We start from the raw sequence: 24,746 nt of genomic DNA on the forward strand, positions 1-24,746 counted from the left end.
CTGGCTTGGCGGGGGGATGAACGTGCTCACTTGCTGGCCACCTCTCGGATGCTTCCGTCGAACTCCTCGTAGACCGTACCGGTCTGCGGGCACCTCCAGACGTCTCTGTCCTTCACGAGTGGCGCGCCGGCGTGCCCGACCCAGCCGACCTGCCGAGCCGGCACGCCCATGACGATCGCGTGTGTAGGGACGTCGCGCGTGACGACGGCTCCTGCCGCGACCGTGGCCCACGCCCCGATCGTCACCGGCGCGACGCACACCGCGCGCGCTCCGATCGATGCTCCGTCGCCGATCGTCACGCCGACGGCGTGCCAGTCGTCTGCACTCTTCAGTGACCCATCGGGGTTGACCGCACGCGGGTACTGGTCGTTCGTCAGCACGACTGCCGGACCGATGAACACACCGTTGCCGAGTATCGCCGGCTCGTAGACGAGGGCATAGTTCTGAACCTTGCAGTGATCTCCCAGGTGCACACCGGTTCCGAGGTACGCACCTCGCCCGACGATGCACCCCCTGCCGATCGTCACCCGCTCGCGGACCTGCGCCAGGTGCCAGATCGACGATCCGTCGCCAACGACGGCGTCGTCGGACACATCCGCACTCGGCGCGACTCGCACTGCCATGGGACTCCTCCGTGGAGAGACAACGTGACGGCGAAGGTGGTCATACCTCCGATCCGACGGCAAACACTATCCGAACACCCGTGCCCATCCGGGAGCCATCGAACCTGGGAGAATGGCGATCATGTCCACCACCGCACGCCCCGACGAGGCTCGCGCCGACACATGGTTCGTCGTACCCACCTTCAACGAGGCCCAGGTCATCGGCGACGTCGTCGGCGAGATCTGCGGCCAGGGGTTCTCTGTCGTCGTCGTCGACGACTGCTCGAGCGACGACTCAGGTGCGATAGCACGCGCCGCTGGCGCCGTGGTCGCGCGCCACGCGACGAACCTCGGTCAGGGAGCGGCGCTCCAGACTGGGATCGAGTTCGCGCTCCGGCGAGGAGCTTCCTACATCGTGACCTACGACTCCGACGGACAGCACCGCCTCGTCGACGCCGTTGCCATGCTTGATCTCGCCGTCGAGGACGGGCTCGGTTTCGTGTTCGGCTCACGCTTTCTCGACAACCGCACCCAGACTGGCCGCATCAAGAAGATGGTGCTTCGGTTCGCGGCCTGGTTCACGCGTCAGTCGACCGGCATGAAACTCACGGATGCCCACAACGGGCTACGGGTGATCCGCGCCGACGTCGCCCGAGCGATAGACCTCCGCCAGAATCGCATGGCTCACGCCAGCGAAATCGTCACGCAACTGGGTCGCTCCAAGCAACCCTGGGCGGAGTACCCGGTCCACGTGCTCTACACCGACTACTCGCGCAGCAAGGGTCAGAGCCTCTGGAACTCCGTCAACATCCTTGTCGACCTCCTCATCCGATAGGTCTTTGATGCTCATCCAGTTCTTCCTCGCCGCCGCGATCGTGGCGGTCGTCGTCCTTCTCGGGCGCACCACACGCAACGTCAGACACCTGGCGATGCGCCGACTCTTCCTTCTCGCGTTCGCGGTGGCGTCCGTACTCGCAATCGCCTTCCCTGAGGCGCTGTCGCGGATTGCCCAGGCAGTCGGAGTCGGACGCGGCGCGGATCTCCTCCTCTATTGCCTGGTCATCGCGTTCATCGGGACGCTCGCGATGCATGCGCGGCGCTCGAACGAACTTGGACGAATGATCACACTGACCACCCGGCGCCTTGCGATCCTCGAGGCCGAGGACGAGCTGCGCCGAGCCGCACCGTGACACTGGCCACTTTCACTCAGCCTGCGCATCGCTGGCCTCGGAGCACGGCGTCCGAGAGGACCGGCTCACTTCCCAGCACGACTCGAGTGTTGATGCTGAGCGCCGCGAGCACGTCCGAGCCGGAGGCCGGGATGCATTGCTGCACCGAGGTCAGCACAGGTGACCGGAGTCGGCCGGCGAGCGCTGCGGCGGCCAGGGCGTCTGGATAATCAGCGCCTGTCGCGAAGAACGCCGTCGAGGTGCCCTGAGGGAAGAGTGTCGCGATCGCTGCGGCCGTCGCGTACCGGTCGGCCCCGCCGTAGCGGTGAACCGTCATCCCCTGGGACCGCAGACTGTCCTCGACGCCACGGGACACGACCGCGGGTGAGCCCGCGAGCCTCACTGTCGTGACGCCCAGCTCCCGCAGCCGCGAGACGAGAGCGCCCGGCGCCACCTGCGCGGAGCTTTCGACCAGGAACACTGGCGCGTCCGCAGCGCCAGCGGCGGCGCTGGCGGCGAGCGCGTCCGGGAAGTCTTCACCAGTCGCGACGAACGCTTCGGAAGCCCGGGTGAAGGCCGCAGACACGGCGAGTGCGGTCGCATACCGATCTGCCCCCGACACCCGAATGGTCGGCGCGATCATGCCGAGTGCGGCCGCCACGTCGTCACTCAACACGCTAGGTCCGCCAACGACCACGATCTGCTTCGGGGCCAGGCGCTCGATCTCCGCACGGACCGCACCCGGCAACGATGTCGGCATCGAAAGCAGGAGCGGACCGCCTCGAACTGCCGCCGCCGCCGCCGCCGCGAGCCCGTCAGGGAAGTCCGCCCCGGTCGCGACGTACACCACTGGCACACCGGGGGAGAACCGCTGGGAGACCTCGATGGCGGTCTCGTAACGCGTCGGTCCCGCCAGACGGGTGCTCTGACCAGGGGTGAAGCCCTTCAAACTCCCTGGCGGCGGAGTTGCCGATGCCGGGACGACCGTCGTCGTCGCTGCGGAGACCTGGGAGACCGTCGCGTACCCAGCCTGGGTTCCAGTCACCCTCACTGACAGGGCCTTGCCGACGTCGGCTGCGACCGGGCTGTACGAGGCACCCGTCGCACCAGCGATCGGGACGCCGGCGCTCAGCCACTGATACGTCAGTGCCGTACCCACGGTCCAAGTCCCGGGTGTGGCCAGCTGCACCAGGCCAACCATCGCCGGGCCTGACGTGACCGGCAGCGGCGCCGTCAGCACACCCTGCGCCACGGCAGGGGTCGGCGCCGACACACGCTGCACCGACGTATATCCGGCAAGGGTGCCCGACACGGCGAAAGTGATCGTCTTGCCCAGGTCTGCGGCCGTCGGCGTGTAGGTAGTCGCCGTCGCCCCAGGGATGGGCGTGGATCCGGCGCTCCACTGGTACGAGAGCTGCGCCCCGGTGGTCCACGATCCCGTCGTCACCGACAGCGATGACCCAACCCGCGCCGTCCCGCCGATGGTCGGCGTTGGCGCCGACAGCACGCCAGGCGCCACCGCGCCTGTCGCGTCCGACGTGACGAGGAAAGGCTGCCCGCCCGGCGGGGTCATTGTCACCTCAACCGTCAGGGCCTTCCCCACAACCGTCGGAGCGACCACGTACGTCGGCGATGTTGCGCCGCTGATCGCCGCGCCGCCTGCCAACCATTGGTAGCCGACAGTGGTTCCGGCCGGCACAGCGCCAGGTGTCACAGTGACCGAGGCGCCAACCTGCGCCGCGCCCGTGATCTGGGGCTTCGTCGCCACCTGAACCTGGACTGCCTCGACGGTCAGCCCCGGTGCGCCTGCTGTCGCACCGTTAGCGGCCCATCCGGTCCAGCCCCGACCAGTGACGTAGGCGCGATAGACGACTGACTTGGTCGACGCGTCCGGGCCGGCGAGGCGAAGCTGCACGGCCTCAAGGTGCTGGATGGTCGTCGTCCCACAGGTCGCACTCTGCTTGACGGCGCCTGCCCACCCCGACCCAGACACCGCCGCGGTGCACGTGAGAGAAGACCCCGGTGAACCGACATAGTTGACCGAGATCGCCTGGAGAGGCTTCGACTGGCCAGTCGTCCCGATGGTCTCGCCGGGCAACGCCCACGAACCCCATCCCCCGTCGACACGACCGACAGACACGACGCCCGACGTAACGCTGGGGATGCCGGGACCGCGCGGGAACCGCGCGAGAACCGCCGGGTCGACATCGATCCACGTCGCCGATGTGCCCGCCCACGCGTACACGACCGGCATAGAACCGAACCAGTTGAGCCGTCCCTGCGACAGCCAGAGGAGCTCGTCCGTGGCAGGGTTGTGCACGAGCCTCTGAACCGCTGGCAGCGTTGCATAGCCTCCCAGCACCGAGTCCGGCACCTCCGTGACATTCCCGAGAGCCGTTGTCAGTTCCTCGAGCATCCCGACGTCTGGGACGTACCGCTTGCCTGTACCGTCGATGAGGTAGACGGGCGCTGTCCCAGCGGCCCTGACCAGCGCTCCCGTCACCAAGCCACGTGGGTCGCCGAACCAGGCCCCATACGTCATGAAGAAGTTCCGGTTCCCGTACGACGAGCACGAGTCGCCGGTGCCCGGATAGGCGGCGAGAGCCGCCGCATTCGGGACGTACGGGGTGTAGATGTAGAGTCCCGCAGTCGCCTGGTTCTCGATAAACACTGACGCGGTGCCGCACGCCGTGTTCGGGTTGTACTGGACCTGGTTGACACGCCCCGCCTGATAGGCATAGCGCGTCGCGTTCGCCCGGTAGACCTTGTACTGGCGCGCAGCCAGCCGGAGTTGGTTGAAGAACCCGTAGTAGTTGGTGTTGCAGTTCGCCGTGCCGCCCGGACCTGTGTCGGGACACCCATAGCCGGTGGCCCGGTCATAGTTCCCGGTTGTCGGAGCGGACTTCGTGACGAGCGACGTCTCCTTTTGGAGCAGGACGAGCAGCACCTTCTGGCTTACGCCGCAAGCCTGACCGACCTTGGCGACGATGCTGGCGGCACTCTCGTTCGTGGCACCGGCGTAGGCTTTGCAGTAGGAGTCGGCGGCCATGGAAGGCGTCGTCACCACATAGTTCTTGAGGCAGGGCGCATTCCCGGCCACACAGCCGGAACCCTTCTCGTTCAGGAAGCTCTGCACCTGCGCTGCCGTCATCGCCGCCCCGTCGTAGAACAAGGCGTCAGAGATGATGTTGCCAGGCGTGAACTGCGTGGCAGTGACAGCGGCCGGGACAGTGGCCGCCTCGACCGCGCTCAGGGGGAGGAGGACCGCGACGAGAGCGCCCGTCACCGCGGTCGAGACCGCGGCGAGCCGCCGCCGCGCGGTCAATGCTGCGTCCCGTCAGACGTGACGCTCCCGGCGCCCACCGACATCGGCGACTCGTAGCTGAGCTCAAGGGTCCACGCCTTCCCTGGCTCCGGGAGCGCGAGGTCCACGTTGGCGCACCAGGTGACCGTTGCATCGGCCTCTGCCTCGGACGCGCCCGTGACGGTCCTGTCGTCCTGGCTGAGCGTGAAGGTGCACGTACCCCCCGCCTCGATGGCGTCCTGTACGAACCCACCTGCCGAGACAACGTCCTCGGACGCCAAGGTGCCGATGGCGATCGCGGTAACTGGCTTGCGACTCTCTGTTGTCTCTGGCGCCGTCGGGCCGGACGACGCCACGATCGACTGCGCCGGCGCGGGCTCGAGCGACGCCGGAGCCGACGTTGCCGGCTCAGGCGACGCCGGATCCGACGGGACGGACGACGCCCACTCGTCGGGCTGCGCCGCGGGCTCAGACGAGGCGGGCGCCGACTCGGTCGGTGCGCCGGCACCGCCTGCCAGGAGGCCGGCGCATGCGCTCAAGGGAGCCGCTGCGACAAGCAGCGAACCGCTAACGATGATGGAACGGGTCAGTTGCCTGCGCATCGCAGACCTCCTTGGACGACCTGGACTAGCCGAGGGGAAGGCTCGCCCAGGCTAAGCCGGAGCGGTGTCCTCTGCCGGGAGGCTGGCGCCCGGCGCGGCTCAGGGCCCGGGTGCCCTCTCTGCGGGACGCCTTCAGGATCGACGTCACCACCCGAGCCGGTAGATTTGGCTGCAGTCCCCATCCACCAGCGGAGGAAACGTGCGAGTTCTCGTCACCGGCGGAGCCGGCTTCATCGGCTCCAACTTCGTCCACCAGACCGTCCGGGAGCGCCCGGAGGTCCAGGTGACCGTCCTCGACGCCCTCACCTACGCCGGCGACCGCGAGTCGCTCGCCCCGGTGGCCGACAAGATCACCCTGGTCGAGGGCTCGATCACGGACGCCGCCCTGGTCGACGAGCTGGTGGCGGACAGCGACCTCGTCGTCCACTTTGCCGCCGAGTCGCACAACGACAACTCGCTGAACGATCCCACCCCGTTCGTGGAGACCAACCTCATCGGCACGTTCACGCTGCTCGAGGCGGTCCGCAAGCACGGCGTGCGCTTCCACCACATCTCGACGGACGAGGTCTACGGCGACCTCGAGCTCGACGACCCGGCGAAGTTCACGCCGACCACCCCGTACAACCCCAGCTCCCCGTACTCCTCCACGAAGGCGGGCTCGGACCTCCTGGTCCGCGCGTGGGTCCGCTCGTTCGGCGTGCAGGCGACCATCTCGAACTGCTCGAACAACTACGGGCCGTACCAGCACATCGAGAAGTTCATCCCGCGTCAGATCACCAACCTGATCGACGGCGTGCGCCCCAAGCTCTACGGCGCCGGCCAGAACGTGCGCGACTGGATCCACGTCGAGGACCACAACTCGGCGGTCTGGGCGATCATCGAGAAGGGCCGCATCGGCGAGACCTACCTCATCGGCGCCGACGGCGAGAAGAACAACCTCGAGGTCGTCGAGACGCTCCTGGAGATCTTCGGCCTGGAGAAGACCGACTTCGAGCACGTCAACGACCGCCCGGGCCACGACCTGCGCTACGCCATCGACGCGAGCAAGCTGCGCGACGAGCTCGGCTGGACGCCGCGGTACACCGACTTCCGCTCGGGCCTCGAGGCGACCGTCGACTGGTACAAGGCCAACGAGGCCTGGTGGCGCCCGGCCAAGCAGGCCACCGAGGCGAAGTACGCGGCCCAGGGTCAGTGACCCGCGCCTGACCGACGTCGACGGGCTCGACCGCCTCCGCGGTCGGGCCCGTCGACGCGTCCAGCTCCGTAAGCGCGCCGCGCTTCACAAACCCTGCACCTGTTGCGCTCGTCGGGGCCGGAAGCCCCCGACACCTGCCACGTATGCTCAGTCCCCGTGACCAGCCCTGACTTCCGCGCCGCGACGCCCCGTCACGCGCGCACTGGAGCACGCGCCGCCGCGGCGCCCGCCTTGCCCGGCACGGCGCCCGTGGACACGCCCGGCAGCGACCGCCACCCCTCGCACGCCCGCTCGATGCGCACCCACAAGGTCGCGCGCGGCATCGCGATGGGCCTGACGGGAGTGCTCGCGTTCGGTCTGGCCGGCGGCACCGCCGTCGCCCTCAAGGTCACGGGCAACATCGCGACCGTCGACGCCGACAAGGCGCTGGCCCAGGTCGATCGCCCCGAGGTCGTGGTCCCGGACGACCCGAACGCGGGCGCCCCGCTGAACATCGTCCTCATGGGCTCTGACGACCGCTCCGGCGAGAACGCCGAGCTGGGCGGCAAGGCCGAGGGCCAGCGGTCCGACACGACGATGGTCATGCACATCTCGGCGGACCGATCTCGCGTCGAGGTCGTGTCCATCCCGCGCGACTCGATCGTGGACATCCCGAAGTGCCCCACGTCGACGCCGGGCAAGTTCTCCGCCGCGTGGGGCAACACGCGGTTCAACGCCGCGTTCGCGCAGGGCGTCACCAAGGGTCATGACGTCCAGTCCGGCGCCCTGTGCACGATGACGACGATCGAGCAGCTCACCGACGTGCGCATGGACGGCTTCATCGTCGTCGACTTCGCCGGCTTCCTGAACATGATCAACGCCCTCGGCGGCGTGACGATGTGCATCCCCAACGACATCTACTCGGCCAAGGCCAACCACCTGCGTCTGTCCGCCGGAAACCAGACGCTCGACGGCGCCACGGCCCTCCAGTACGCCCGTGCCCGCACCGGCGAGGGCCTCGGCAACGGGTCCGACACCGACCGCATCGGCCGCCAGCAGGAGATGATGGCGGCGATCGCCCGCGAGGTGCTGTCGGCGAACCTGCTCACCGACTCCCCGAAGCTCGTGTCGTTCCTCAACGCGGTGACGAGCTCGCTGACGATGTCGAGCAACTTCGCCTCGCTGACCGGACTCCCCGGGCTCGCCTACAGCCTGCGCAACGTCCGGCCTGACACGATCAGCTTCATGACGGTCCCGTGGAAGTCGAACCCGGCAGACCCCAACACCGTGGTGTGGACGAAGGACGCCGACACCATCTGGGCGAACATGAAGAACGACGTCCCGCTGACGACGCCCGCGGGCGGCCCGACGGCCGCCGCGACACCGCCCGCCACGGCGGGCGCGACCGGCGGCGCCGACGCGGCTGGCACCGACGCAGGCAGCACGGACACCGGCAGCGCCACCGCAGCGCCACCGGCGTCGGCCGACACCGCGACCGCACCCCCCGCCGGCCAGTCGGCCGCTCCCACCCCCACTGCGGCGCCGGAGCCCAAGCAGGCCGGCAAGGAGGCGTTCACGGGCGCCGACACCACGTCCGTCTGCGGGCCGACCTCATGAGCGACCGGCAGATCCCTCCGTCGTTCATCCCGTCGGGCAGCGGCAGCCGGCGCCCGCCGGCCTCCGACGACGCCGTGACCGTGGGGCCGCGCGGGCAGCACCCACCGCACCCCGAGCGCCGCATCCAGCGCCCCGACGAGCGGCCCGACGACGCCGTCCCCGCAAGCAGCGAGCCGCGCGTGCGCCGGCAGTCGTCCCGCGAGATCCCCGTGACCCCGGCACCCCGCCGCTCGGCGGCGCGCCCCGCGTCCGTCCAGCCCGGCTCCGCGCCCCGTGGTGCGGCTCCCCGCGGCGCCGCACCGCGCGTCGTCGGCGGGGGCACCCGCGGTGCCGAGGCGCGGGCCGCCACGCCGCGGGCGATCCCACCCCGTCCCGACGCGCTCGGGGCCGCCGGCTCGCGCGCCCTCCCGGCCGAACAGAGCGCCCGCCGTGCCGGCTCGTCCGGCGCACCGGCGGCGCACGCCGCGGCGACACGCCCGGCCACCCGGCCGCAGACCCGCCCCGGCGTGGACCCCAGCCGCGCCCCGCGCCCCGACGCGTCCGGCCCCCCGCGCACCCCGCCGCGCCTGCGCATCCGCAAGCGGCGCGTCGTCGCCCTCGTGTCGGTGCTCGTGCTCCTGCTCGTCCTCGCCTGGCCGGTCGGCCTGCTGATCTGGGCCAACGGCAAGATCGTGCACACCGAGGCACTCTCGGGCGCCGGCAACACGCCTGGCACCACCTACCTGCTCGCCGGCTCCGACGAGCGCGGCAGCGGCGGCATCGAGGACGAGACCACGGGCTCGCGCACCGACACGATCATGCTGCTGCACAAGCCCTCCTCGGGGCCCGCCGCCCTGATCAGCCTGCCCCGGGACTCGTTCGTCGAGATCCCCGGGCACGGGTCCAACAAGCTCAACGCCGCGTTCTCGTGGGGCGGCGCCCCGCTCCTGGTCCAGACCGTCGAGCACCTCACCGGGCTCACGGTCGACCACTACGTCGAGGTCGGGTTCGGCGGCATCGCCGATGTCGTCGACGCGGTCGGCGGCGTGAACCTGTGCCTCGACCTCGACGTCAACGACGCGAACAGCGGCCTGGTCTGGACGTCCGGCTGCCACGACGTCGACGGGACGACGGCGATCGCGTTCTCGCGCATGCGCTACTCGGACCCGAAGGGCGACATCGGGCGCACCGAGCGGCAGCGGCAGCTCATCGCGGCCGTGTCGTCGAAGATCGCCGACCCCGGCCTCCTTGTCCGGCCGGGCAAGCAGGTGTCCCTCGCGGACGCCGGCATCGGGTCGCTGACGGTCAGCGAGGGCACCAACATCCTCGACTTCGCGAGCCTCGCGCTCGCGTTCCGCGCCGCCAACGGCCCGGGCGGCATCACGGGCACGCCGTGGATCCGCAGCCTCGACTTCCGTCCCGGGCACAACGTCGGCTCGACCGTCCAGCTCGACGCCGACCGCAACGCCGCCCTGTGGACGGGGCTGCGCGACGGCACGCTGGAGCCCGGCGTCGTCGGCGGCGTGCCGCAGTAGACGCGCGAACGCAGACAGAAGAAAGGCCTGGGGAGCGCCGTGGCGCTCCCCAGGCCTTCTTGCTGAGCAGTCAGGCGGAGAACCCCGCCGGGCCGGCGGACCGGCGGGCCCGGAGCGCCGCGCCCTTGGCGTGCGCGACCTCGCCCAGCTCGGCCTGGAAGGCCTCCATGCGGGCGCGCAGCGCGAGCGACTCCTCGTCGGCCGCGGCGCCGAGGATGCGGGCGGCGAGCAGGCCCGCGTTGCGGGCCCCGCCGATCGAGACCGTCGCCACGGGCACGCCCGCCGGCATCTGGACGATCGACAGCAGCGAGTCCATCCCGTCGAGGTAGCGCAGCGGCACGGGCACGCCGATGACCGGCAGGGGGGTCACGGCGGCGAGCATGCCCGGCAGGTGCGCGGCGCCGCCAGCGCCCGCGATGATCACGCGCAGGCCGCGCGACGACGCCGAACGGCCGTACTCGATCATCTCGACGGGCATGCGGTGCGCGGAGACGACGTCGGCCTCGTACGCGACGCCGAGCTCGTCCAGCGCGGTGGCGGCCGCCTCCATGGTGGGCCAGTCGGAGTCAGAGCCCATGACGATGCCGACGACGGGGGTGGTCATCTGTGCTGCTCCTTGGGGTGGTGGGGTGGTCAGAGCGACTCGCCGCGGAGGAGGGCTGCCGCCTCCACGGCGCGGGCGCGGACCGTGGCGAGGTCGGAGCCGCTCACGTTGACGTGGCCGAGCTTGCGCCCGGCCCTGATGCCCTTGCCGTACAGGTTCACCTTGGCCTCGGGGAAGCGCTCCATGAGGGCGGGCAGGGCGTCGGTCAGCTCGGTGAGCGACGAGCCCAGCACGTTGGCCATGACGGTCCAGGGGGCGACGGCGTCCGTCGCCCCGAGGGGCAGGTCGAGGACCGCGCGCAGGTGCTGCTCGAACTGGGAGGTGACGGCGCCGTCGATGGTCCAGTGGCCGCTGTTGTGCGGGCGCATGGCGAGCTCGTTGACGAGCACCCGCGGCCCGCCGTCCGGCCCCGGCGCCTCGAACAGCTCGACGGCGAGGACGCCCGTGACGCCCAGCCCGTCGACGACGCGGGCGGCCAGGTCGCGGACCTGGGCCTCGAGCGCGGACGAGAGGCCCGGCGCGGGGGCGATGACCTCGGAGCAGACGCCGTCGCGCTGGATCGACTCGACCACGGGCCAGGTGCGCACCTCGCCGGACGGCCGGCGGGCCACCAGGGCGGCGAGCTCGCGCGTGAAGGGCACCTTCTCCTCGACGAGGAGCTGCGGGGCGCCGGCGGCGGCGGCCTGGATCCAGTCGGTGACGTCGTCGGGGGACGCGATGACGCGCACGCCCTTGCCGTCGTAGCCGCCGCGGGACGTCTTGGCGACGGCCTCGCCGCCCGGCTCGGCGGCCAGGAACGCGGCGATCACCGACCGCGCCTCGGCGGGGTCCAGCGGGACGGGCGCCCAGCGCGGGCACGGCAGGCCGAGCTCCGTGAGGCGGGTGCGCATGACGATCTTGTCCTGCGCGTGCACGAGGGCGTCGGGCCCGGGGTGCACGGGCGTGCCGTGCTCGAGCAGGTCCTGGAGCAGGGCGTTGGGCACGTGCTCGTGCTCGAAGGTCAGGACGGCTGCTGCGTCGTCGTCCGCAGGGGCGATCAACGCTCGGATCGCGGCCTCGTCGGACGCGGCGCCCACCTGCGTGTCGGTCAGCACCTGCGCCGCGGAGCCGTCGGGCTCCTCGACCAGGGCGCGCAGCCGGACGCCGAGCTCCCCGGCGGCCGGGGCCATCATGCGGGCGAGCTGTCCTCCGCCGACCACGGCGATCACGGGTGCTGTCACGGTGTGCAAGGTTACCGGCCGCAGCTGCCCCGCCCGCCGGCGTGTCCGCGTCAGTCGTCGACGCGGCGTCTCCCCCGCCGCCCCCGGGACGAGATCGTGGTCCCCGGCGGGAGCACGACGCCCGGGTCGAGCGTCTTGGGGACGCCTGCCAGGAACAGCGCGAACACGGCCGGGCGGCGCTGGGCGAGCTCGAGCCGGCCGCCGTCGGCCGCGGCGAGGTCGCGGGCCAGGGCGAGGCCCAGGCCCGTCCCCGCGCCCGACGTCATGCCGCGCTCGAAGACCTTGCCCGCGATGTCGTCGGGCACGCCCGGGCCCTCGTCGGCCACCTCGACGCGCACGGCACCCGTGGTGCCGGACGGGCGCGAGCGCACCGTCGTCGTGCCGCCGCCGTGCCGCAGCGAGTTCTCCAGGAGGGTGGCGAGCACCTGCGCGAGCGCGCCCGGGGTGGCGAGGACGCGCTGGTCGCGCTGGACCTCGACCGCCAGGCGGCGCCCCTCGCGCTCGAACGTCGGGCCCCACTCCTCGGCCTGCTGCACGACGACGTCGAGCAGCCGCACGGGCTCCGTCGTGCCGCCCTGCGAGCGGCGCGACGCCGCGAGCAGGTCGTCGACGACGGTGACCAGCCGCTCCACCTGCTCGAGCGAGATGCGGGCCTCCTCCTGCACGTCCGGCTCCGAGGACGCCGCCTGGATCTCTTCCAGGCGCATGGTCAGGGCCGTGAGCGGGGTACGCAGCTGGTGGGAGGCGTCGGACGTGAACTGCCGCTCGGCGGCCAGGCGCGCGGCAAGGCGGTCGGACGTGCGGGCCACCTCGGCCGCGACGAGGTCGATCTCCTCGACGCCGCTGGGCTCCATGCGCGGGCGCACCTGTCCGCCCGCGAGCTGCTCGGCGGACGCCGCGAGGTACACGAGCGGCGCGGACAGGCGGTTGGCCTGCCACACGCCGATGGCGACGCCCGCACCGATCGCGACGACGCCCGCGGCGCACACGAGCACGACCACCTGGGCGGCCTTGATCCACGCGGCCCAGCTCGAGATCGTCAGCGTGACGCTCGCCAGCGCCTCCGTCGAGTCGGCCTGCTCCATGACGGGGCCCTCGACGCGGTCCCCCGCCTCGACGAGGCTGCCGTCGGGCAGCAGCACCGTGACGTGGGCGGGGATGTCCCCCTCCCGGCCCGAGACGGCGCGCTGCATGGCGCCGTCGGAGATGTCGCGGCCGGCCTCCTGCGCGAGCTGCACGCTCGAGACCAGGCGGTCGAGCCGGTCCGAGAGCCGCTGCTGCTCGCTCGCGATGACGTAGCGGGCACCGAAGATCCCGAGCGGTACACCGAGCAGGAGGACGGCGGCCGCGACCGCCGCGATCGACGCGAGCAGGACCCGCCGGCGCACCGGTTACGCCGTTCCGGCCTCGAACCGGAACCCGAGCCCGCGGACCGTGGACACGTAGCGCGGCGCGTTCGCGTCGTCGCCGAGCTTGCGACGCAGCCACGACACGTGCATGTCGAGGGTCTTGGTGGAGCCGACCGGGTCCGAGCCCCACACGTCGCGCATGAGGGTGTCGCGCACGACGACGGAGCCCGCGTTCGCGACCAGCACCTTGAGGAGGTCGAACTCCTTGGTGGTCAGGTGCAGCTCGCGGTCGCCCTGGAACGCGCGGTGCGCGGAGACGTCCACGCGCACGTCCTGGGCGCGCAGCTCCTCCTCCTCGGCCGTCTCGCCGTGCGTGCGGCGCAGCAGCGCGCGGACGCGGGCGAGGAGCTCGGCCAGGCGGAAGGGCTTGGTGACGTAGTCGTCCGCGCCGGCGTCGAGGCCGACGACGAGGTCGACCTCGTCGGCGCGGGCGGTCAGCACGAGGATCGGGACACCGAGGCCGCTGCCGCGCAGCTCGCGCGCGACGTCGAGGCCGTCCATGTCCGGCAGGCCCAGGTCGAGAACGACGACGTCGGCGGATCCCGCGTTGTCGATGGCCCCTTGACCAGTTCCTTGCACGATCACGTCGTAACCCTCACGCGTGAGGGCCCGGGCCAAGGGCTCGGCAATCGCCGGGTCGTCCTCGGCTAGCAACACGTGGGTCATTCCGGCATGGTAGCGCCATCTCGGCAGGTGGCGGCTCCCGCACGGGCCCGGCACGCCGTGGTCCTGGCGCGTGACGTTCCTGACTCCGCGTCAGACCGTGGTCTGACGTCCCGCGCGCGGCGAGGCGACCCCAGGCGGACGCCGCGGCGCCGTCGGGCACCCTAGCCTCGGGGCATGGGCTGGTACGAGCGCGCCTCGACGTGGGCGGAGGACCATCGCTTCGGCATCGACGCGATGTGGACGGCGGTGCTCGGGCTGCCCACGGTCCTGCTCACGACGGCGGTCCGCGGCCTCGGCCTGTCGTGGGAGGCCCGCGGGGGCACGGCCACCATGCTCTGGGCGGTGCTGCTCGTCGCTCCCCTGGCCTGGCGGCGCGTGCGACCCGTCGAGTCGACCGCCGTCGTCGCGCTCGCCGCCGCCGGGCACGTCGTCGTCGGCCGCAGCCCGCTGCTGCTGCCCGCGGACATCGCCATCCTCGTGGCGCTGTGGTCCGTGACCGTGTACGGGCCGGCGTGGGCGCACCGCACGGCGATGGCGGCCGCGCTCGGCGGGGCGGGGCTCCTCGGCCTGGCGGTCGCGGTGATCGGCGGGAGCGCGTCCGACGTCGCCACGGCGACCGCGCTCGCCACGATGTCGGCCGTGCTCGCCCTCGCCGTGTGGGCGCTCGCGCTCGTGCGCCGCTCGCGCCGCGAGATGGTGGACGCGCTGCGCGACCGCGCCGCCCGCCTCGAGATCGAGCGCGACCAGCAGGCCACCATCGCCACGGCCGCCGAGCGCGCGCGCATCGCGCGCGAGATGCACGACATCGTGGCCCACTCGCTCTCCGTCGTCGTCGCGCAGGCCGACGGCGGCCGCTACGCCGCCGCCGCCGACCCCGCCGCGGCCGAGCGCGCGCTCGAGGTCATCGCGGAGACCGGCCGCGCCGCGCTCGCCGACATGCGCCGCCTGCTCGGCGTCCTGCGGTCCGACGACGGCGGTGCGCGCGACGGCGGCGCGCGCGGCACCCGTGCGCGTGGCGACGTCGTCGTCGGCGACGCCGGGACCACGCGGGCGCCGCGGGCACCGCAGCCGGGGATGTCGCCGACGACGCACGCGGTCGCCCCGCTGGTCTCGGACCCGGACGACGCCGACCTGGGCTCCCTGCTCGACCAGGCGCGCGGGGCGGGCATGACCGTGTCGTTCGTGCGCGTGGGCGAGCCGCGGCGCCTGCCGCCCGGCGCGGGGCTCACGCTGCACCGCATCTGCCAGGAGGCGCTCACCAACGTGCGCAAGCACGGCGGACCGAGCGTGAAGGTCACGGTCGTGGTGCGCTGGGGCACGACGTCGGTGGAGCTCGAGGTGGCCGACGACGGACGCGGCGCAGCCGCGGCCGAAGGCCCGGCGGGCGAGGCCGCCGCGGGCTACGGTCTGCTGGGCATGCGGGAGCGGGCCGCGATGTTCGGCGGCCAGGTGACGGCCGGGCCACGGCCCGGTGGCGGCTGGCGGGTGCGGTTCACGATGCCGCTGCCTGCCGGGACGAGAGAGGTCTGATGCGGAGCGCAGCGGAGGTGAGGGCCGAGGAACGAGGCACTCGCCGCAGCGGAGCGCAGCATCAGGCCGACCAGACAAGCACGGAGGTCTGATGCGGACGATCAAGGAGCTGGCGTGAGCGACGCGATCCGGGTGGTGCTGGTGGACGACCAGCAGATGGTGCGGGCGGGGTTCCGGATGGTGATCGACTCGCAGCCGGACATGACGGTGGTCGCCGAGGCGGGCGACGGCGTCGAGGCGCTGCGCGTGCTGGGCCGCGAGCGCGCCGACGTCGTGCTCATGGACGTGCGGATGCCGCGCATGGACGGGCTGACGGCCACGGCCGCGCTGACGTCGGAGGCGGACGCGCCGCGCGTCGTCGTGCTGACGACGTTCGACATCGACGAGTACGTGCTGGAGGCGATCCGGGCCGGGGCGTCGGGCTTCATGCTCAAGGACGCGCCGCCCGAGGAGATGCTCGCCGCGATCCGCACGGTGCACGCGGGCGACGCGGTGATCGCGCCGTCGTCGACCCGGCGCCTGCTGGAGCACCTGGTCACGGCGCTGCCGACGCCGGACGCGCCGCCGTCGGCCGCGCACCGGGCCCTGGCGACCCTGACGGACCGCGAGCGCGAGGTGCTCGGGCTCATGGCCCGCGGCCGGTCCAACACGGAGATCGCGGCGGACCTCTACGTGGCCGAGGCGACCGTCAAGACGCACGTGGGCCGCATCCTGGCCAAGCTCGACGCGCGCGACCGCGTGCAGGCCGTGGTGCTGGCCTACGAGACGGGCGTGGTGCGACCCGGCGCGTGAGCGCGTACGACCTGGGTATGACGTCCGGGCCGCCAGGACCAGCCTGCGGGGCGACGCGTCCCGGACCTGCGGCTTCGTAGCGTGGGGACCGTTCCAGAACGACTCCCGCCCACCGAACCGGAGATATCCGTGGACACCACTGTGTTCGTCCCGATCGACGCGACCGCCACGACCGCCGGCGTGGCCGCCGTCCGCGCCCGCTCGCTCGCCAAGACCTACGGCAAGGGCGCCGCGCAGGTGCGCGCGCTCGACGCCGTCGACGTCGACTTCGAGGCCGGCAGGTTCACCGCGATCATGGGCCCCTCGGGCTCGGGCAAGTCCACCCTCATGCACCTGCTCGCCGGGCTGGACAGCGCGACGTCCGGCCAGGCGTTCATCGGCACGACCGAGCTGACCGGGCTCGGCGACAAGGAGCTCACGCTGCTGCGGCGCGACCGCGTCGGGTTCGTGTTCCAGCAGTTCAACCTGCTGCCGATGTTCACCGCCGAGCAGAACATCACCCTGCCGGTGGAGCTCGCGGGCGGCACCGTGGACCGCGCGTGGTTCGGCACGCTCGCCCGCACGCTCGGCATCGAGGACCGCCTCACGCACCGCCCGTCGGAGATGTCCGGCGGGCAGCAGCAGCGCGTCGCGATCGCCCGGGCGCTCATCGCCAAGCCTGACGTCGTGTTCGCCGACGAGCCCACCGGCAACCTCGACTCGCGCGCCGGCGCGCAGGTGCTGTCGTTCCTGCGCCGGTCCGTGCGCGAGCTCGGCCGCACGATCATCATGGTCACCCACGACCCCGCGGCGGCCGCGTACGCCGACCGCGTCGTGCTGCTCGCCGACGGCCGCATCGCGGGCGAGATCACCGACCCGACGCCCGAGGCCGTGCTCGCAGGCCTCGACGCGCTGCGCTCGCTCGACGACACGATCGACGGGCCCGAGGTGAACGGCTGATGCTGCGCCTCACCCTCGCCCAGATGCGTCGCTCGGCCGGGCGGCTCGCCGCCGCGGGCTTCGCGATCGTCATCGGCACGGCCTTCGTGGCGCTCACGCTGCTCGCCGCCACGGCCGTGCGGCAGACCAGCACCGCCACGCTCGCCGCGCAGTACGCGCAGTCCGACCTCGTCGTCGCGAGCTCCGACGCCCCGCTCACCCCCGCGGCACTCGACGCCGTCCGGGCTGTGCCCGGTGTCGCCGCCGCGGACGGCCAGGCCACCTCGTGGCAGCAGTTCACGCACGGCAGCCGCACGGTCATGACGCCCGTCCTGCCCGCGACCGACGATCCCGCGCTCCTCCCGCTCGCCGTCGAGGACGGCGAGCTGCCGACGTCGGACCACGAGGTGGCGCTGCCGGTCGACGTCGCGGACCGGCTCGGCGTCACGGTCGGCGACACCGTGGACCTGGTCCGCACCGTCGTGCTCACGGACGCAGCCGACGACGAGACGCAGTTCGCGCTCGACACGCCCTACACGGTGACGGGTACGACGACGGACCCGCACGGTGCGTTCCGGTCGTCCAACGGCGCCGGTGTCCTCAGCCTCCCGGGCTTCCGGTCCACCGCGGCCGACGCCAACGAGGTCGCCGGCGTGTCGGCGGCGCAGTGGAGGGCGATGAGCGCTGCCGAGCAGCGCGCGCAGGTCGCCGCGGGCGCACCCGTCGACCTCACGTTCGAGGCACTGCTCCTGAGCACCGACGGGCCGGTGGACGACACGCTGCGCGCCGCCGTCCTCGACGCCGTCCGGGCCGGCGACACGACAGCCGCCGCCGACGTGGTCACGCCGCAGGAGTACGCGACATCCATCACGAGCGCCATCACCGGCGGCGAGGACATGGTCTTCACGGTGTTCGGCCTCGTCTTCGCCGCCATCGCGCTGCTCGTCGCGGGCCTCGTGATCGCGAACACCTTCCAGGTGCTCGTCGCCCAGCGCACCCGCACCCTCGCCCTGCTGCGCTGCGTGGGTGCCGACAAGCGGACGCTGCGCGGCTCGGTGCTCCTCGAAGGGCTGCTGCTCGGGCTGATCGCCTCGACCGCCGGCGTGGCTCTGGGCGCGCTGCTGGCGCAGGTGGCGCTCGTCGGCGGCGACGCGCTCGACCTGGGCGTGCCGTTGCCCTCGACCATCTCGGTCACGGCGCCGGTCGTGCTGCTCCCCCTGGCCGTCGGCACCGTCGTGACCGTCCTGGCGGCTCTGGCCCCGGCACGCGCCGCCACGCGCGTCGCACCGCTCGAGGCGCTGCGCCCGTCCGACGCGCCGACCGTCGCGGACCCGGCAGGCCGCGCGCGGCTCGTCGTCTCGCTGCTGTTCGTCGTCGGCGGGCTCGCGCTGCTCGGCGTCGGCGTCTTCGGTTCCGGGCAGATGAGCTCGCTCGACGTCGGCGTGCTGATCGCCGTCGCAGGCGGAGCGCTGAGCTTCGTCGGCGTGGTGGTGGGCGCCGTGTTCTGGCTGCCCAAGGTCGTCGCGCTGGCGGGCCGCCTGGTCGGCCTGTCCGGCCCGACGGCCCGGCTGGCTGCTGCGAACACGCTGCGCAACCCGCGCCGCACCGCGGCGACGTCGACGGCGCTCGTCATCGGCGTCACCCTCGTGGCGACGATGTCGACGGGGGCCGCCTCGGCCCGGGCGACGCTCAACGCCGAGCTCGACGACCGGTACTTCGCCGACGCCATCCTGTCGACCGACAGCTGGACCGACCCGGCCTCCGCCGAGGCCGTCCCCGCCGAGGCGATCGACGCGGTGCGACGCGTCGACGGTGTCTCGACCCTCGTCGCGGTCCCGGCGACGACCGTCGCGGTGGACGACGGCCGCACGATGACGGTGCGCGGCATCACCCGGTCGGACGCCCTCGCCGTCGGCCGGACGGACGCCCTCGCCGACGGGCTCGAACCCGGCACGCTCGCCCTGTCCGCGGCGTGGTGGAGCGAGTCCTACACGGACGGCCAGCAGGTGACGCTCACCGGTCCCACCGGCGAGCAGACGCTGACGGTCCGCCTCACCGCCCTGCGTGGCTCCCGGGCCAGCGAGGCCCTCGTCGTGCCCGAGACCCTCGCGGGCCTCGATGCGCACGCGGAGGCCACCCAGGTGTGGGCCCGCCTCGACGAGGGCGCCGACGCCGCCAGCGTCGCCCCGCGCATCGAGGACGCCCTGGCCGACACCGGGGGCACGGTCAGCCTCGACGGCGCCGCCGTGGAGCGGGCGCAGTTCGAGCGGGTCATCGACACGATGCTCGCCGTCGTCGTCGGACTCCTCGCGGCCGCCGTGATCATCGCCCTCATCGGTGTCGCGAACACCCTCTCGCTCAGCGTCATCGAGCGGCGGAAGGAGTCGGCGACACTCAGGGCCATCGGCCTCTCACGGGGCCGCCTGCGCGGGATGCTCGCCATCGAGGGTGTGCTCATCGCCTTGGTCGGCGCCGTGTGCGGGGTGGTGCTCGGCCTGCTGTACGGCTGGGCCGGCGCGGAGGCGATCCTCGGGCAGATGGCCCACGCCGTCCTCACCGTCCCCTGGCGTGACGTCACGCTCGCGCTGGCGATCGCGCTCGTCGCGGGGCTGGTCGCGTCGGTCGTCCCGGGCCGCACCGCGGCCCGCACCTCTCCGGTGGCGGCGCTCGCCACCGAGTAGCGGCGGGACCGCGTCGCGGGACGAGGCCTCCGGCTCGGGGATCTGGGCCGGGGGCCTCGCGCCTGCGCGGGGTTGTCCACAGGCGGTCCGCCGACGGCCGCTCCCGCGGGCATCCTGGGCGCCATGCCCGCCACGGTCCGCCTCACGATGCACCCCGGCGAGGACGTGCTGCTGCCCGCCGGCGTCCCGCTCGCCGCGCTGCGGGAGCCGCTCGCCGACCTGCTGCGGCGCCCCGAGCTGCGGCACACCCGCCTGCGGGCCGACGGCGTGGAGGTCGCATCGGGGAGCGTCGTCGGCGAGCGGCCGCTGCTGCCGGGCGCGGTGCTGCGGGCCGACGCCGGCCCGCACGCAACGGACCCCCGTTTCGATGTAGTACCTCGTTGCGTTCCGGAGCCCAGAACGCAACGAGGTACTACATCGAAACGGGGCGGCTGGCCCATGTGGTCCGACGACGCGGCCCTGCGGGCGCCCTGGCTCGTCGCGCGGGAGACGGGCGCCGACGCCGGGGAGCTGGCCGGCCTGTGGCCCGGGACGCTGCTCGCGCTGTCGGGCGGAGTGGTGGTGCGGATGACGCGAGGCGGGCGGCTGCGGGTCCGCACGGCGGTGGTGCGGGGCGACGGGTCGCGCGGCGGTCGCGGTCGCGCAGTCCTGCGGCGGCCCGGTGGGGCGCGGCGCCGCGTCGGGCTGCTCGGCCGGCGGTGGCGGCCTGGCGAGGTGCTCGACGTGGGTTCCCGGTACGCGCTGCACGCGTCGGGAGACGCCGTCACGCTGCTCGAGGGCCTCGCCCCCACCGCCGGGCCGGCCGCGTCATCCGCCGGCGGGCCGAGCCTCGCGAGCACGTTCGCTACGGTCCTGCTGCCGGGGGCGGGATCGATCGTGCTCGCGGTCGCGCTCCGGCAGCCGGGCTATGCCCTGTTCGCCCTCGTGGGCCTGCTCGCGGCGATCCCTCAACTGGCGGGGATGGCGCGACGCCGGACAAGCGCGGCGGCGCGGCTACACCGCGCGGGCCCGTCCGGGGACGGCCCGGCGGCGGGGTCACCCGGTCCCAGCCGAACGACGCCGGGCGACCTGCGGCCCGACCGTCTGACCCGCGCCGCGCTTGCGGCGTGGCACGCGCCCGGCGTCGCCTGGCGGGACGCGCTCCGGGCGCGCGCGTCCTCGTCGGGAGCGCGGGCCGCGGCGGCGCCGCCGCTCCTGGCCGACGGCGCGGTCGCCGTCCGCGGGCCCGGGCCGGAGGTCGCCGCGGCGGCCCGTGCCGTGGTCGCGGGAATCGCTGCTCGCGGTGCCGCCGTGCGGGTGACGGGTGCCGCGCGCGACGAGTGGTCCTGGTGCCGCTGGTTCGACGGTGCGGCGACCGTGCTCGTCGTGGACTCTCCCTCCCCCACTGACCTCGACGCCGCCCATGCCGCTCACCGGGCCGGCATCGCGGTGGTGCTCTGCCTGCCTGGCGGTGCGCCGCTCCCGCCGTGGTGCCGCGCGGTGCTCGACGTCGAGACGACGCCGGGGCGCCCCGCACGCGTGCGCCGCACGGCGCCGGGCGGCGGGTCGTCGGTCGATCCGCTCGTCGGCATCAGCGCCGCGTGGGCGGAGCGGTTCGCGCGCCGGGTCGCGGGAGCCCGCGGGCTCGGCCACGACGTCGGGGCGCTGTGGGTGGACGCGGCCCCGGAGACCCTGGGAGGCGGCAGCCTGCCACCGGGGGCCGACCCGGCCGATCCGCGGTTGCCTACCGTCGTCCCGTTGACGGGGCTCGTGGACGGGCCTCCCGCTGTGCAGGCGAGTACCGCTGTGCAGGCGGAGATCGCTGTGCAGGCGGAGATCGCCATGTGGGCGGGGACCGCCGAACCTCCGGGAACGCCTGAGGCGACGGGACGGCCCGGTCCCTCGCGTCCCTCGCTGGGGGCCGATGCCCCGTGGGCCGTGCCCCTGGGCGTCGACGCCGAGGGCCGCACGGTCTGGTTCGACCTCGTCGCGGACGGCCCGCACCTGCTCGTCGCGGGCACCACGGGGTCCGGGAAGTCCGAGCTCCTGCAAGCCCTCGTGCTCGCGCTCGCGCTGCGGCGCACGCCCGTCGAGCTCGCCCTCGCCCTCGTGGACTTCAAGGGCGGCGCGTCGTTCGGCGCGTGCGCGGGACTGCCGCACGTCGTCGGGCAGGTGACCGACCTCGACGCGGGGCTCGCCGCGCGGGCGCTCGACGGGCTGCGCGCCGAGCTGCGACGCCGCAAGGAGGTGCTTGCCGCGCATGGCGTCGCCGACGTCGCCGCCCTGCCGCGGGGCACGCTCCCCCGGCTCGTGGTCGTGGTGGACGAGTTCCGCGCCCTCGCCGACGACCTGCCCGACCTCCTGCCGGGACTGCTCCGCGTCGCCGCCCAGGGGCGGTCGCTGGGCCTGCACCTCGTGCTCGCGACCCAGCGCCCGGCAGGTGCCGTCTCGGCCGACGTGCGCGCCAACGTCTCGGCGCGCCTCGCGCTGCGCGTGGTCGACGCGGCCGACTCGCACGACGTGATCGACTCCCCCGCGGCGGCGCACGTGCCGTCGGGCGTGCCGGGCCGGGCCGTCCTGCGGGTCGACGCGGCGCCCCCGGTCGCGCTCCAGTGCGCGTACGCGGGCGCCCTCCCCGACGGCGCGGGCGCGACCGTCCGTCGGGCGCCGACGTGGGCGGACCTCGCCTCTGCCCGGCCGCCCGGCGCCGCTGTGGCCGGGGCGGGCATGCGGCCCGCGTCGCCCGTGCACGTCCCGGCCGGTCACCACCCAGTCGGCGGTGACTCCGCCGACCCCGGCCCCGTCCGCCCCGTCCCCGCCGACCCCGGTCCCGCCGACCCCGGTCCCGCCGACCCGGTCGCGGCGCTGGTGGCCCGGGTCCGGGCGGCCGCGAGCGTCGCCGCGTCGCCGCGGTGGCCAGCCCCCTGGCTGCCGCCCCTGCCTACAGCCGTCGCACGCGCCGACGTCGGCGCGGTCCCTCCGGGCGCGCTCCCGCTCGCGCTCGGCGACGCGCCCGCCGCACAGGCACGCGTCCCCGTCGCCTGGGACCCCGCCGCCGGACACCTCGCGATCCTCGGCAGGGCTCGGTCGGGTCGCAGCACCGCGCTGCGCTCGCTCGCCCACGGGGCGCTGGCCGCGGGCTGGCACGTGCACGCCCTCGTCCCGGCGGCGGCCGCCGCCGCGCTCGAGCCGCTCGCCGCGCACCCGGGCTTCGGCACGCTCGCTGGGCCGGACGATCCCCGCCGGGCCGCCCGCCTGCTGCGCCTGCTCGGGCGCCGGGCACCGGGCGGGCCGCGCGTGCTCGTCTTCGTCGACAGGATCGAGGAGCTGCGCGCCGCGGTCGCGTCGCCCACCGACGACCCGCTCGCGACCGCCCTCGCCTCACGCGGCGCCACGTTCGCCGTGTCGGCCGAGTCGGCCGGGCTCGCGGGCCTGGCCGCGCGGTTCGGGCCACGCCTCGTGCTCCTGTCCGCCGACACCACCGCCGACTCGATGCTCGGCGCCCCGACGCCGTTCGCGGGCCGGGGCCGCACGCCGGGCCGTGGCGTGTGGCTCGGCGGCGGCGACCCGCTCGAGTGCCAGGTCGTCCTCCCCGGTCCGACGCTTGCGACAGGTGCGCCGCCCGCCGCCGGTCCGACGCCTGCACCAGCTCCCACGCCCGCCCACCTCGCCGAGCTCGCCCAACAACCCGAGCCCGTCCGACAACTCGAGCCCGTCCAACAACTCGAGCCCGTCCAAGTCCTCGAGCCCGTCCGTGTCCGGGAGATCCCGCGCGCGGTCGACCCGGCAGACCTGGCAACCGCGACCCTGGCGGCCGTCGGCCTGGGCGGCGACGACGCCGGCCCCGTGCACCTCGACCTCGCGCGCGGCGCGCTCGTCGCCGGTCCCCGCGGCGGCGGTCGCACGTCGGCCCTGCGCGTCCTCCTCGGAACCCTGCGGAACCCCGCCGACGCGCTCGTCGTCGCCCGGGACAGGGCGCTCGTCGCCGACGCCACGCACCGCGGTGCCCGCGTCGTCGCCCCGACGGCGTCGGCGCTGCGTGCCCTGCTGGACGACCTCGCCCACGGCACGGGAGGGCGCCCGCGGACGCTTCTGGTCGACGACGCCGACGCCCTCGCCCAGGTCGCGCCCCTGGAGACGGACCGCCTCGCCGACCTCGCGTCCGACGGGCTCGTCGCCGTCGTCGCCTCCTCGACGACCCTCGCGGCCTGCATCGCGCACCGCGGCCTGCTCGCCCACCTGCGGGCCGGGCGCGCGGGCGTCGTGCTCTCCCCGGCCGACCGTGGCGCGGACGAGGTGTTCGGCACCGCGCTCGACGACGCCGCAGAGCCCGGCGTGCGATGGCCAGGTCGCGGGGCGCTCGTGGTCGACGGCGTGGTCAGGGCGGTCCAGCTCGCGGCCCCGCCACCACTCCCCGCGCACGCCGCACCAGGCACCATCCCCGAGACCCGCGACGCCGCCCCAGGGGCCGTCGGCGCGACCCCCGAGGCCAGGCGCGCCGCTCCAAAGGTCAGCGTCGCCGCCCCCGACCTCAGCGGCGCGTCGTCGCGTCGACCACGCGCGGCATGAGCAGCCCTGCGGCCACGCCGACCGCGAGCGCCAGCAGCACGACGCCGATCGCCACGGACCACGCGGACCCTGTGGCCAGGGCCGTCACGCCGACGATCCCCTGGAACAGCTGCCAGGTCATGGCCAGCGCGCGCCCGGAGCGCCGTCCCTCCAGCAGCCGTCGCCCCGCCGCCACCAGCGCCCACGCGAACCCGAGCGCGCACGCCACGAGGAACACCGCCATGCCGATCTCGCGCCCCGCGAAGTCGCGGCGGGCCAGGAGGTCCACGAGGACGCCGACGGCCGCGGCGGCGAGGATCACGGCCTCGACGAGGAGCGCGCCGCGGAGGGCTCGCACGGCGCGCGCTGGCGCGAGATGATCGATGTCTGCGCCGGACTGATCGGGACCTGGCGCTG

General features: G+C 73.8%; 18 protein-coding genes. 10 read left to right on the forward strand and 8 right to left on the reverse strand.

Going from position 1 to position 24,746, the window contains the following annotated elements; genetic code table 11:
* Positions 1 to 26 precede the first annotated feature (26 nt).
* Positions 27 to 623 (reverse strand): acyltransferase, encoded by a 597-nt coding sequence (locus ET471_RS01755; protein ID WP_129186325.1) that lies wholly within the window; start codon positions 621 to 623, stop codon positions 27 to 29.
* A 121-nt stretch (positions 624 to 744) separates the two neighbouring features.
* Here ET471_RS01755 and ET471_RS01760 point away from each other — a divergent pair, with 121 nt between their 5' ends.
* Complete coding sequence (locus ET471_RS01760) at positions 745 to 1,437, forward strand: glycosyltransferase family 2 protein (RefSeq protein WP_207207311.1); 693 nt, start codon at positions 745 to 747, stop codon at positions 1,435 to 1,437.
* A 7-nt stretch (positions 1,438 to 1,444) separates the two neighbouring features.
* Positions 1,445 to 1,792 (forward strand): DUF2304 domain-containing protein, encoded by a 348-nt coding sequence (locus tag ET471_RS01765; protein ID WP_129186327.1) that lies wholly within the window; start codon positions 1,445 to 1,447, stop codon positions 1,790 to 1,792.
* A 16-nt stretch (positions 1,793 to 1,808) separates the two neighbouring features.
* Here the strand turns inward: ET471_RS01765 and ET471_RS01770 are convergent, their stop codons facing one another.
* Positions 1,809 to 5,057: a cell wall-binding repeat-containing protein gene (locus ET471_RS01770; protein WP_129186328.1), complete on the reverse strand. Its 3,249-nt coding sequence runs from the start codon at positions 5,055 to 5,057 to the stop codon at positions 1,809 to 1,811.
* Between the two features lie 35 nt (positions 5,058 to 5,092).
* Entirely contained in the window at positions 5,093 to 5,677 is a 585-nt protein-coding gene (locus ET471_RS01775) for a hypothetical protein (protein ID WP_129186329.1), read from the reverse strand.
* A gap of 199 nt (positions 5,678 to 5,876) precedes the next feature.
* On the opposite strand from ET471_RS01775, the gene rfbB reads away from it, so the two are divergent.
* The 3 genes from rfbB to ET471_RS01790 all read left to right on the forward strand — a co-directional run bounded on the left by rfbB (position 5,877) and on the right by ET471_RS01790 (position 9,982).
* Positions 5,877 to 6,872, forward strand: coding sequence for a dTDP-glucose 4,6-dehydratase (gene rfbB, locus ET471_RS01780; RefSeq protein ID WP_129186330.1), 996 nt, complete (start codon positions 5,877 to 5,879; stop codon positions 6,870 to 6,872).
* A 156-nt stretch (positions 6,873 to 7,028) separates the two neighbouring features.
* Complete coding sequence (locus ET471_RS01785) at positions 7,029 to 8,468, forward strand: LCP family protein (protein ID WP_242496374.1); 1,440 nt, start codon at positions 7,029 to 7,031, stop codon at positions 8,466 to 8,468.
* A complete protein-coding gene (locus ET471_RS01790) occupies positions 8,465 to 9,982 on the forward strand; it encodes an LCP family protein (protein ID WP_129186331.1) in 1,518 nt (505 codons plus the stop codon). Before ET471_RS01785 ends, ET471_RS01790 begins: the two co-directional genes overlap by 4 nt.
* 70 nt (positions 9,983 to 10,052) lie before the next feature.
* On the opposite strand, the gene purE is transcribed toward ET471_RS01790, so the two are convergent.
* From purE to ET471_RS01810, 4 genes are read right to left on the reverse strand one after another with little or no spacing between them, the layout of a single operon-like run.
* Entirely contained in the window at positions 10,053 to 10,586 is a 534-nt protein-coding gene (gene purE, locus ET471_RS01795) for a 5-(carboxyamino)imidazole ribonucleotide mutase (protein ID WP_129186332.1), read from the reverse strand.
* A gap of 29 nt (positions 10,587 to 10,615) precedes the next feature.
* A complete protein-coding gene (locus tag ET471_RS01800; RefSeq protein ID WP_129186333.1) occupies positions 10,616 to 11,806 on the reverse strand; it encodes a 5-(carboxyamino)imidazole ribonucleotide synthase in 1,191 nt (396 codons plus the stop codon).
* 50 nt (positions 11,807 to 11,856) lie between these two features.
* Positions 11,857 to 13,194 (reverse strand): ATP-binding protein, encoded by a 1,338-nt coding sequence (locus ET471_RS01805; RefSeq protein WP_129186334.1) that lies wholly within the window; start codon positions 13,192 to 13,194, stop codon positions 11,857 to 11,859.
* A 3-nt stretch (positions 13,195 to 13,197) separates the two neighbouring features.
* On the reverse strand, positions 13,198 to 13,881 hold the full coding sequence (locus ET471_RS01810; protein WP_129186335.1) for a response regulator transcription factor: 684 nt from the start codon (positions 13,879 to 13,881) through the stop codon (positions 13,198 to 13,200).
* A 174-nt stretch (positions 13,882 to 14,055) separates the two neighbouring features.
* On the opposite strand from ET471_RS01810, the gene ET471_RS01815 reads away from it, so the two are divergent.
* The 5 genes from ET471_RS01815 (at position 14,056) to ET471_RS01835 (ending at position 24,350) form a co-directional block, all read left to right on the forward strand.
* A complete protein-coding gene (locus ET471_RS01815) occupies positions 14,056 to 15,411 on the forward strand; it encodes a sensor histidine kinase (protein ID WP_129186336.1) in 1,356 nt (451 codons plus the stop codon).
* 114 nt (positions 15,412 to 15,525) lie between these two features.
* A complete protein-coding gene (locus ET471_RS01820) occupies positions 15,526 to 16,203 on the forward strand; it encodes a response regulator (protein WP_129186337.1) in 678 nt (225 codons plus the stop codon).
* Positions 16,204 to 16,332: 129 nt separating this feature from the next.
* Positions 16,333 to 17,142, forward strand: a complete 810-nt coding sequence (locus tag ET471_RS01825; RefSeq protein ID WP_129186338.1) for an ABC transporter ATP-binding protein — start codon at positions 16,333 to 16,335, stop codon at positions 17,140 to 17,142.
* Complete coding sequence (locus ET471_RS01830; RefSeq protein ID WP_129186339.1) at positions 17,142 to 19,802, forward strand: ABC transporter permease; 2,661 nt, start codon at positions 17,142 to 17,144, stop codon at positions 19,800 to 19,802. Before ET471_RS01825 ends, ET471_RS01830 begins: the two co-directional genes overlap by 1 nt.
* 123 nt (positions 19,803 to 19,925) lie before the next feature.
* A complete protein-coding gene (locus ET471_RS01835; protein WP_129186340.1) occupies positions 19,926 to 24,350 on the forward strand; it encodes an FtsK/SpoIIIE domain-containing protein in 4,425 nt (1,474 codons plus the stop codon).
* Here the strand turns inward: ET471_RS01835 and ET471_RS01840 are convergent.
* Positions 24,313 to 24,687, reverse strand: coding sequence for a hypothetical protein (locus ET471_RS01840; protein WP_129186341.1), 375 nt, complete (start codon positions 24,685 to 24,687; stop codon positions 24,313 to 24,315). The genes ET471_RS01835 and ET471_RS01840 overlap by 38 nt on opposite strands.
* Positions 24,688 to 24,746: the final 59 nt, after the last annotated feature.

Source organism: Xylanimonas protaetiae (assembly GCF_004135385.1).
Taxonomy (GTDB): Bacteria; Actinomycetota; Actinomycetes; order Actinomycetales; family Cellulomonadaceae; genus Xylanimonas; species Xylanimonas protaetiae.